This window comes from Streptomyces sp. NPDC000941, from assembly GCF_053599555.1.
Window position 1 is genome coordinate 1 of record NZ_JBSFMM010000315.1, and the last position, 10,308, is coordinate 10,308.

A 10,308-nucleotide genomic window follows, 5' to 3' on the forward strand; every position below is an offset into this window, starting at 1 on the left:
CCGGCCGCTTCGGCCGCTGTATCGGGGCCGGCGGCCGGGCTACACCGGCCCGGCGACCACCGTCACCGGCTTGGCGAGCGGCTCCCCCGAGCCGTCGCGGCGCGGGTCGGGCTCCGGCAGCGGCACCGGGGTGCCGGCCGAGGTGGCCGCGCGGGCCGGTGTCGCGCCCGCCCAGGCCAGGACCAGGTAGTCCTCGCCCTTCAGGAACCGCTGGCAGCGCACCCCGCCGGTGGCCCGGCCCTTGCGCGGGTACTGGTCGAACGGAGTGAGCTTGGCCGACTGCTGCACCGAGTCGTCGAGGGTGCCGCGCGAGCCGGCGATCGTGAACACCACCGCGTCGACCGCCGGGTCGACGGCCGTGAACAAGATCACCTTCGCTCCTGCGCCCAGCTTGATACCGGCCATGCCACCCGCCGGGCGGCCCTGTGGCCGTACTTGGCTCGCCGGATAGCGCAGCAACTGCGCGTCGTCGGTGATGAAGACCAGGTCCTCCTCGCCCGTACGCAGCTCCACCGCGCCGACGATCCGGTCGCCCTCCTTGAGGCCGATGACCTCCAACTCGTCCTTGTTGGCGGGATAGTCGGGGACCACGCGCTTGACGACGCCCTGCTCCGTGCCGATCGCGAGCCCCGGTGAGGACTCGTCGAGCGTGGTGAGGCAGATCAGCTCCTCGCCGTCCTCCAGCGACAGGAACTCCGCGATCGGAGCCCCGCCCGCCAGGTTCGGCGCGCCGGCCGTCTCGGGGAGTATCGGCAGATCTACCACGGTGAGCCGTAGCAGTCGTCCGGTCGAGGTCACCGCCCCCAGGTCCCCGCGGGCCGTGGCCGGGACCGCCGAGAGGATCACATCGTGCTTGGTGCGCTTGGCCTGGCCCTCGCCGGGGAACGGCTCCCCGTTGGCCGTGCGGGCCAGCAGGCCGGTGGAGGACAGCAGCACCCGGCACGGGTCGTCGGCGACCTCCAGCGGCACCGCGGTCACCGGGGCGTCCGCCGACTCCAGCAGTACCGTGCGCCGCGGCGTGCCGAACTTCTTGGCCACCTGGGCCAGTTCCGCCGACACCAGCTTGCGCAGTTCGGTGTCCGAATCCAGGATCCGGGTCAGCTCCTCGATCTCCGACTTGAGGCGGTCGCGCTCCGACTCCAGCTCGATCCGGTCGAACTTGGTCAGCCGGCGCAGCGGAGTGTCCAGAATGTACTGCGTCTGGACCTCGGAGAGCTCGAAACGGGCGATCAGGGACTGCTTCGCCTGCGCCGCGTTCTCACTGGAGCGGATGATGCGGATGACCTCGTCGATGTCGAGCAGGGCGACCAGCAGCCCCTCGACCAGGTGCAGCCGGTCCCGCCGCTTGCTGCGCCGGAACTCGCTGCGCCGCCGCACCACATCGAAGCGGTGGTCGAGATAGACCTCCAGCAGCTCCTTGAGCCCCAGCGTCAGCGGCTGGCCGTCCACCAGCGCGACATTGTTGATGCCGAAGGACTCCTCCATCGGCGTCAGCTTGTAGAGCTGCTCCAGCACGGCCTCGGGGTTGAAGCCGTTCTTGATCTCGATGACCAGGCGCAGACCGTGCTGGCGGTCGGTGAGGTCCTTGACGTCCGAGATGCCCTGCAGCTTCTTCGAGCCGACCAGGTCCTTGATCTTCGAAATGACCTTCTCGGGGCCGACCGTGAACGGCAGTTCGGTGACGACCAGGCCCTTGCGGCGCGCCGTCACGTCCTCCACCGAGACCGTGGCGCGGATCTTGAAGGTGCCGCGCCCCTTCTCGTACGCGTCCCGGACGCCGCCCAGGCCCACGATCCGGCCGCCGGTCGGCAGGTCGGGGCCCGGTACGAACCGCATCAGGGCGTCCAGGTCCGCGCCCGGGTGCCTGATCAGATGGCGGGCGGCGGCGATCACCTCGCCCAGGTTGTGCGGGGCCATGTTGGTCGCCATGCCGACCGCGATCCCGGACGCCCCGTTGACCAGCAGGTTGGGGTAGGCGGCGGGCAGCGCCAGCGGTTCCTGCTCGCTGCCGTCGTAGTTCGGCGCGAAGTCGACGGTGTCCTCGTCGATCGACTCGGTCATCAGCGATGTCGCCGAGGCCATCCGGCACTCGGTGTAGCGCATCGCCGCGGGCGGGTCGTCATTGCCCAGGGACCCGAAGTTGCCGTGGCCGTCGACCAGCGGCACCCGCATCGAGAAGGGCTGGGCCATACGCACCAGCGCGTCATAGATCGACGCGTCGCCATGGGGGTGCAGCTTGCCCATGACCTCGCCGACGACCCGGGCGCACTTGACGAAGCCGCGCTCGGGCCGCAGGCCCATCTCGTTCATCTGGTAGAGGATGCGCCGGTGCACCGGCTTGAGCCCGTCCCGGGCGTCTGGCAGGGCGCGCGAGTAGATCACCGAGTACGCGTACTCGAGGAAGGAGCCCTGCATCTCGTCGACGACGTCGATGTCGAGAATGCGCTCCTCGAAATCGTCCGGCGGAGGGGTTTTTGTGCTGCGGCGGGCCATCGCGCTTGCGGCTCCTTCAACTGCCGAGGCGGGATCTGACGCCGACCATTGTGGACCGGGCCACCGACAAGTGTGGAACGGGCTACTGACAACGCCCCCTCCGAGAGATTCCCCGGCGGGAACTTCGCCAGATGTCGGTGCGCTTGCATACAGTGACAGGACCGCACTTCAAGCGGCTCGCACGCGCTCCATCACGCGATCGAAGGGACGTACATGCCCATGGGTCACACGGCCACGGAACAAGCCGGCTCCGGCGGCCTGACAGCGACCGAGCACCGGCTGGCCAACGGCCTGCGGGTGGTGCTCTCCGAGGACCACCTGACCCCGGTCGCGGCAATCTGCCTGTGGTACGACGTCGGCTCGCGCCACGAAGTCAAGGGGCGTACGGGTCTGGCTCACCTTTTCGAGCACTTGATGTTCCAGGGCTCGGCGCAGGTCACGGGGAACGGCCACTTCGAGCTGGTGCAGGGCGCCGGCGGCTCGCTCAATGGGACGACCAGCTTCGAGCGGACCAACTACTTCGAGACCATGCCGACCCACCAGGTGGAGCTGGCGCTGTGGCTCGAGGCCGACCGTATGGGGTCGCTGCTGACCGCGCTGGACGAGGAGAGCCTGGAGAACCAGCGCGACGTCGTCAAGAACGAGCGCCGCCAGCGCTATGACAACGTGCCGTACGGCACGGCTTTCGAGCGCCTGGTCGGCATGGCCTACCCCGAGGGCCACCCGTACCACCACACCCCGATCGGCTCGATGGCCGACCTGGACGCGGCCTCCCTGGAGGACGCCCGCGAGTTCTTCCGCACGTACTACGCGCCGAACAACGCGGTGCTGGCGGTCGTGGGCGACATCGACCCCGAGCAGACCCTGGCCTGGATCGAGAAGTACTTCGGCACCATCCCCTCCCACGACGGCAAGCGCCCGCCCCGCGACGGCACCCTGCCGGACGTGATCGGCGGCCAGCTGCGCGAGGTCGTCGAGGAAGAGGTCCCGGCCCGCGCCCTGATGGCCGCCTACCGACTGCCGCACGACGGCACCCGCGAGGCCGACGCCGCCGACCTGGCGCTGACCGTCCTGGGCGGCGGGGAGTCCTCCCGCCTGCACAACCGCCTGGTGCGGCGGGACCGTACGGCGGTGGCCGCGGGCTTCGGCCTGCTGCGGCTGTCCGGCGCCCCCTCGCTCGGCTGGCTGGACGTGAAGACCTCCGCCGGCGTGGAGGTCCCCGACATCGAGGCCGCCGTCGACGAGGAGCTGGCCCGGTTCGCCGAGGAGGGGCCGACCCCGGAGGAGATGGAGCGCGCCCAGGCCCAGCTGGAGCGCGAGTGGCTGGACCGGCTGGCCACCGTCGGCGGCCGGGCCGACGAGCTGTGCCGTTTCGCGGTGCTGTTCGGCGACCCGCAGCTGGCGCTGACCGCCGTGTCGCGCGTCTTGCAGGTGACGGCCGAGGAGGTGCGGGCCGTGGCCCAGGCCAGGCTGCGCCCCGACAACCGCGCGGTACTGGTCTACGAGCCGGTCCAGGGCGCCGAGCAGGCCGACGCCGAGGCCGACGGCGACCACGACGCAGCAGCCGACGACAACGACGCAGAAGGGGAGTCGGCCCAGTGAGTGACGCCGCCACCACCATGACCTTCCACCCGCAGCCGCAGGCGGGTGCCGCCAGGCCGTGGGCCTTCCCGGCCCCCGAGCGCACCGAGCTGGCCAACGGGCTGACCGTGCTGCGCTGCCACCGCCCCGGCCAGCAGGTCGTCGCCGTGGAGATCAACCTCGCCGCCCCGCTGGACGCCGAGCCGGCCGGGCTCGACGGCATCGCCACGATCATGGCCCGCGCCCTGTCCGAGGGCACCGACAAGCACACCGCCGAGGAGTTCGCAGCCGAGCTGGAGCGCTGCGGCGCCACCCTGGACGCCCACGCCGACCACCCCGCCGTCCGGGTGTCCCTGGAGGTCCCGGTCTCCCGGCTGCCCAAGGCGCTCGGCCTGCTGGCCGACGCGCTGCGCGCGCCCGCCTTCCCCGAGGACGAGGTCGAGCGGGTGGTCCGCAACCGCCTGGACGAGATCCCGCACGAGCTGGCCAACCCGGCCAGGCGTGCATCGATGGCGCTGGCCAAGGAGCTGTTCCCGGCCGAGGCCCGGATGTCCCGGCCGCGCCAGGGCACCCAGGAGACCGTCGAGGGCATCGACGCCGCGGGCGTGCGGGCCTTCTACGAGACGTATGTCCGCCCGTCCACCTCGACCGCCGTGGTCGTCGGTGACCTGACCGGCGTCGACCTCGACAAGGCGCTGGCCGAATCCCTCGGCGCCTGGACGGGCGGCGCCGCCGAGTCCCGCCCCATGCCGCCGATCACCGCCGACGACACCGGCCGCGTGATCATCGTCGACCGGCCGGGCGCGGTGCAGACCCAGCTGCTCATCGGCCGGATCGGCGCCGACCGCCACGACCGGGTCTGGCCCGCCCAGGTGCTGGGCACCTACTGCCTGGGCGGCACCCTCACCTCCCGGCTCGACCGCGTGCTACGCGAGGAGAAGGGCTACACGTACGGTGTGCGGGCCTTCGGCCAGGTGCTCCGCTCCGCGGCTCCGGACGCTTCCGGAGGGGCCACGGGCGCCTCGCTGCTGGCCATCAGCGGCTCGGTGGCCACCGAGGTCACCGGCCCCGCCCTGGAGGACCTGTGGAAGGTGCTGGGCACGCTGAAGGAGGAGGGCCTGACGGACGCCGAGCGCGATGTCGCCGTGCAGAACCTGGTCGGGGTGGCCCCGCTGAAGTACGAGACGGCGGCCGCCGTCGCGGGCACGCTCGCCGACCAGGTCGAGCAGCATCTGCCGGACGACTTCCAGGCGCAGTTGTACGCGCGCCTCGCGGAGACCGGCACGGTGGAGGCGACCGCCGCGGTGGTGAGCGCCTTCCCGACCGACCGGCTGGTCACGGTGCTCGTCGGTGACGCCTCGCAGATCGAGGAGCCGGTCAAGGCGCTCGGCATCGGCGAGGTGCGCGTCATCCAGGGCTGACAGGTCAACAGACCGACGAGCTGACAGATCGACAGGCCGACGGACCGACCCGACCAGGGAGCAACGGGCCGTCGCCGCAAGGACCCTGGCGCCGCTTCAGGCGCCAGGGTCTCTTTTTGCCGGTCGTTTCCTCGATCGTTTCGTCCGCTTTATGGCAGAGATTGCCCGTCTGGGTGATCGTGTCTGTGGGGAAACCAACAAAAAAGCGGAACCGTTTGGTGAACGAATGCGATCACGCTTAGCGTCAGTTCGGTTGTCCGCCCGAGACACGCCGCATCCGCGGCACGGGCAACCATCGCCGAGTCCCCGTACGGCGCGAGCCAGGGGAGCCGGGGACCCAACCTCGCCCGTCGCCGCCCGCGGCGCCGGACGGGTGATCCCCAGGGGTGAATCGGACGCCTTCCCCGCGTGGGGGAGGGGCCCGTAGGAGACCTTCCTGCTCCGAACCCGTCAGCTAACCCGGTAGGCGAGAGGAAGGAAAGGAGTGCGCCGGACCATGGCGTTCACCCGTACCGCCGGGAAGCACCGCCGCCCCACCCGGGCCCCCCGCACCACCCGTTCCAACGCCAACCTCGCGGGCATAGCCACGCTGGCCGCCTCCGGCGTGGTCGCCGGCTTCGCCGCCCCCGCCCTCGCGGCGTCGGACGACCCGCGCGGCTTTGAGGACACCGGGCTGCGCCAGGCGGTCGCCATGGACGACCAGCTTGCCGACCAGGTCCAGGCCCAGGCGGAGAGCCAGCAGAGCGCCGCCGAGGAGGCCGCCGCCAAGGCGCAGGCCGAGGCCCAGGCCCGCAAGGAGGCCGCGCGTCAGGCGGCCGAGGCGAAGCGCAAGGCCGAGGCGGCCGCCAAGAAGGCCAAGCAGGAACGCGAGGCCAAGGAGCGCGCGGCGCGCGAGGCCGAGCGCAAGCGGCTGAACACGTTCGTGCCGCCGGTCACCGGCTCGTATGTCTCCACCAGCTACCAGGCGTCCAGCGGCCTGTGGTCCTCCGGCACCCACACCGGGGTGGACTTCCATGCATCGTCCGGCACCTCGGTGCACTCCGTCGGCTCCGGCACCGTCGTCGAGGCCGGCTGGGGCGGTGCGTACGGCAACAACATCGTGATCAAGATGAACGACGGCACCTACACCCAGTACGGCCACCTGTCGTCCATCGGCGTCTCCGTCGGCCAGACGGTCACCCCCGGCCAGCAGATCGGCCTGTCCGGCGCCACGGGCAACGTCACCGGCCCGCATCTGCACTTCGAGGCCCGCACCAGCCCCGACTACGGCTCGGACATCGACCCCGTCGCCTACCTGCGCTCGCACGGCGTGAACCTCTGACCACGCCCTCGCACACCTCCCGAAGGCCCCGGTCCCGCGGACCGGGGCCTTCGGCGTACTCGCATGGGCACCCGGCCGTCTGGCCGCCTGGCCAAAAATATCCATGAAATCTCCGCGCCCATCGGAAATTCCGGCTGTTTAGAATAGAGTCGCTGAACACGCGTCAATCGGCTGCGTTTCGCGGAGATTAAGGCGGAGGTTCAACAATGCGGGACCGGAAGTGAGCGGCGATACGACCGCGATGCCGGGCGGTCGCCGGATTTCGGCGCACGCGGTGTGTACGGCGATCCGCGACGACATCGTCTCCGGCACCTTCGCGCCCGGCAGCCGGCTGATCGAGGAATTCCTCGCCCGGCGCTACGGCGTCTCGCGCGTGCCCGTGCGCGAGGCGCTGCGCACCCTGGAGTCGGAAGGCTTTGTGACCACCCGCAGACACGCGGGCGCATGCGTCGCGCAGCCGTCCGAGCGGGAGGCCGCCGACCTGCTGGACATCCGCGCGCTGCTGGAGCCCCTGGGGGCCGCCCGGGCCGCCCAGCGGCGCAGCGAGGCGCATCTGAAGGTGTTGCGCGGCCTGGTCAGGCTCGGCCAGGAGCGGGCCCGGCGCGGGCAGCTGGGCGAGCTGCGGCCGCTCGGCGACTGGTTCCACGAGACGTTGGCCCAGGCCTCCGGCAGTCCGAGCCTGGCCGGGCTGCTGGTGCAGCTGAGGCGCAAGATCGCCTGGGTGTATGCGGTGGAACCGGCCCACAGGCCGGGGCTGTCCGCCCCGGGCACCGCACTGCGCTCCGACTTCTCGCTGCGGGCCGTGGCGTCCTGGGACGAGCACGGCGCGCTGGTCGACGCGGTGGCGCGCGGCGACGCCGACCGTGCGCGGGCGCTGGCCGCGGCGCATGCCGAGCGCTCGATGTCGGAATACCGGCTGCGTCGCCCCGTCCGTGTGAGGAGTTCGAAACATTCCGTAAACACGGCGGGCGTCCGGAATTAACAGCGGCCCCGTATACAACTTCTAAGAATTACCGCCGGTGTGTCGCGGCCGTGGATTTCCGCGGCCGCGCATTTCGCGTTCCCGTATTGTGCCGCCCGGTATTGCGCCGCCCCCGTATTCATCCCCGTGCTGCGTTGGATAAACAGTGCGGCCGCGGTCCCCTGTCATGGGTCACCGCGGCCGCGCCGTGTGAATTTATCGGGCGGAGCCAGTCAGACGGTCTCCGGAAGCTCCTCCAGCCCCTCCGCGACCAGCTTGGCCAGGCGGTCGAGCGCGACCTCCGCGTCGTCCGACGCGGAGGCCAGGACGACCTCCTCGCCGCCCTGGGCGCCCAGGCCGAGCACGGCGAGCATGGAAGCGGCGTTGACCGGGGTGCCGTCCGCCTTGGCGATCGTGATGGGGACGCCGGCGGCGGTGGCCGCCCGGACGAAGATCGACGCGGGGCGGGCGTGCAGGCCCTCGGCCCAGCCGATGTTGACGCGGCGCTCAGCCATGGTGTTGCCCTTCAGGTGCGGGGTTGCCGTTGTCTAGACCAATATCATACGAGGGTGCGTGTCTGGGTCTGTCCGGAACGGTGTCCGAGTAGGCCCGGCCATGCCCGTACAGGTCCGATTATGGACTTTCCCTCGACACCTCCCCGTAACGCAAGGGTGTCCGCCATTCGGACGTCCGGACCCATGTCCGCCCGGGCCGTAGTCTTGGCCGCATGCGGCAGCCGTCCGACACCCACGCCTACCCGGCCCACTGGGAGGCCGATGTGGTGCTCCGCGACGGTGGCACCGCCCGGATCCGCCCCATCACAGCCGATGACGCGCAGCGCCTGGTCAGCTTCTACGAGCGGGTCTCGGACGAGTCCAAGTACTACCGCTTCTTCGCGCCCTACCCCCGGCTCTCCGACCGCGACGTGCACCGCTTCACGCACCACGACTACGTCGACCGGGTGGGCCTGGCCGCCACGGTCGGGGACGAGTTCATCGCCACCGTCCGCTACGACCGGATCGACGGCCACGGCCTGCCCTCGACGGCGCCGGCCGACGAGGCCGAGGTCGCTTTCCTCGTTCAGGACGCCCACCAGGGCCGCGGGGTGGCCTCCGCCCTCCTCGAGCACATCGCCGCGGTCGCCCGCGAGCGCGGGATCCGCCGTTTCGCCGCCGAGGTGCTGCCCGCCAACACCAAGATGATCAAGGTGTTCACGGACGCGGGCTACACCCAGAAGCGCAGCTTCGAGGACGGCGTCGTCCGCCTGGAGTTCGACCTCGAACCCACCGACCGCTCCCTGGCCGTCATGCGCGCCCGCGAGCAGCGCGCCGAGGCCCGCTCCGTACAGCGGCTGCTCGCCCCCGGCTCCGTCGCCGTCATCGGCACCGGGCGCGCCCCGGGCGGCGTCGGCCGCACCGTGCTGCGCAACCTCCTCGACGGCGGGTTCAGCGGGCGCGTGTACGCCGTCAACCGAGCCTTTCCCGGAGAACAGGACCGGCTGGACCCCGAGGGCGTCCCGGCCCACCGCTCGATCCACGAGATCGACGGCCCGGTCGACCTCGCCGTCGTCGCCGTCCCCGCCGCCCAGGTGCCCTCGGTGGTCGCGGACTGCGGCGACAGCGGCGTCCAGAGCCTCGTCGTGGTCTCCGCCGGCTATGCGGAGAGCGGGCCGGAGGGCCGCGACCGGCAGCGCGAGCTGGTCCGCCAGGCGCGCACCTACGGCATGCGGATCATCGGCCCCAACGCCTTCGGCGTCATCAACACCGCCGACGGCGTGCGGCTGAACGCCTCCCTCTCGCCGCGGCTGCCCGCCCCCGGGCGGCTCGGCCTGTTCACCCAGTCCGGGGCGATAGGCATCGCGCTGCTGTCAGGGCTCGACCTGCGCGGCGCGGGGACCGCCGGGGTCTCCACCTTCATCTCCGCGGGCAACCGCGCCGACGTCTCCGGCAACGACGTCCTGCAGTACTGGTACGACGACCCGCGGACCGACGTCGCCCTGATGTACCTCGAGTCCATCGGCAACCCCCGCAAGTTCACCCGGCTCGCCAAGCGCACGGCCGCGGTCAAACCGGTCGTGGTCGTCAAGGGCGCCCGCCACAGCGGCAGCGCCCCCACCGGCCACGCCGTACCCGCCCCCGGCATCCCGGACGCCACCGTCTCCGCCCTGCTGCGGCAGGCGGGCGTCATCCGGGTCGATACGGTCACCGAGCTCGTCGACGCCGGGCTGCTGCTCGCCTCCCAGCCTCTCCCCGGCGGCCCGCGCATCGCCATCCTGGGCAACTCCGACTCCCTGGGGCTGCTCACCTACGACGCCTGCCTCACCGACGGGCTGCGCCCGCTGCCGCCCCGCGACCTGACCACGGCCGCCGCCCCCGGCGACTTCCGGCGAGCCCTCGCCGCGGCCCTCGCCGACGACGCGTGCGACGCGGTCGTGGTCACCGCCATCCCCGGCGTCGGCGCCGCCGCGGCGGCCGACCTCGCCCGGGCGATGCGCGGCGCGGCCGCCGAGGCCGCGGTCGGAGGAGCCCACG

The 10,308-nt window shown here is 71.7% G+C and carries 7 protein-coding genes and 1 riboswitch; of the genes, 5 read left to right on the forward strand and 2 right to left on the reverse strand.

What is annotated here, in order from left to right:
• Positions 1–39 precede the first annotated feature (39 nt).
• The gene (locus ACWDSL_RS49070; protein WP_450495719.1) at positions 40–2,493 is read right to left on the reverse strand and encodes a DNA gyrase/topoisomerase IV subunit A; all 2,454 of its coding nucleotides are present in this window, start codon (positions 2,491–2,493) and stop codon (positions 40–42) included.
• Between the two features lie 213 nt (positions 2,494–2,706).
• Here ACWDSL_RS49070 and ACWDSL_RS49075 point away from each other — a divergent pair, with 213 nt between their 5' ends.
• The 4 genes from ACWDSL_RS49075 (at position 2,707) to ACWDSL_RS49090 (ending at position 7,798) form a co-directional block, all read left to right on the forward strand.
• A complete protein-coding gene (locus ACWDSL_RS49075; RefSeq protein WP_450495721.1) occupies positions 2,707–4,095 on the forward strand; it encodes a M16 family metallopeptidase in 1,389 nt (462 codons plus the stop codon).
• A 17-nt stretch (positions 4,096–4,112) separates the two neighbouring features.
• A complete protein-coding gene (locus ACWDSL_RS49080) occupies positions 4,113–5,495 on the forward strand; it encodes a M16 family metallopeptidase (RefSeq protein ID WP_450495726.1) in 1,383 nt (460 codons plus the stop codon).
• Positions 5,496–5,781: 286 nt separating this feature from the next.
• A riboswitch (cyclic di-AMP (ydaO/yuaA leader) is annotated at positions 5,782–5,979 on the forward strand.
• 12 nt (positions 5,980–5,991) lie between these two features.
• Positions 5,992–6,816 (forward strand): M23 family metallopeptidase, encoded by an 825-nt coding sequence (locus ACWDSL_RS49085; protein ID WP_450495723.1) that lies wholly within the window; start codon positions 5,992–5,994, stop codon positions 6,814–6,816.
• Positions 6,817–7,057: 241 nt separating this feature from the next.
• Positions 7,058–7,798, forward strand: a complete 741-nt coding sequence (locus ACWDSL_RS49090; protein ID WP_450495728.1) for a GntR family transcriptional regulator — start codon at positions 7,058–7,060, stop codon at positions 7,796–7,798.
• 212 nt (positions 7,799–8,010) lie between these two features.
• Here the strand turns inward: ACWDSL_RS49090 and ACWDSL_RS49095 are convergent, their stop codons facing one another.
• Positions 8,011–8,292: an HPr family phosphocarrier protein gene (locus ACWDSL_RS49095; RefSeq protein ID WP_014175879.1), complete on the reverse strand. Its 282-nt coding sequence runs from the start codon at positions 8,290–8,292 to the stop codon at positions 8,011–8,013.
• Between the two features lie 212 nt (positions 8,293–8,504).
• On the opposite strand from ACWDSL_RS49095, the gene ACWDSL_RS49100 reads away from it, so the two are divergent.
• A partial coding sequence (locus tag ACWDSL_RS49100) for a GNAT family N-acetyltransferase (RefSeq protein ID WP_450495725.1) occupies positions 8,505–10,308 on the forward strand: 1,804 nt, incomplete at its 3' end.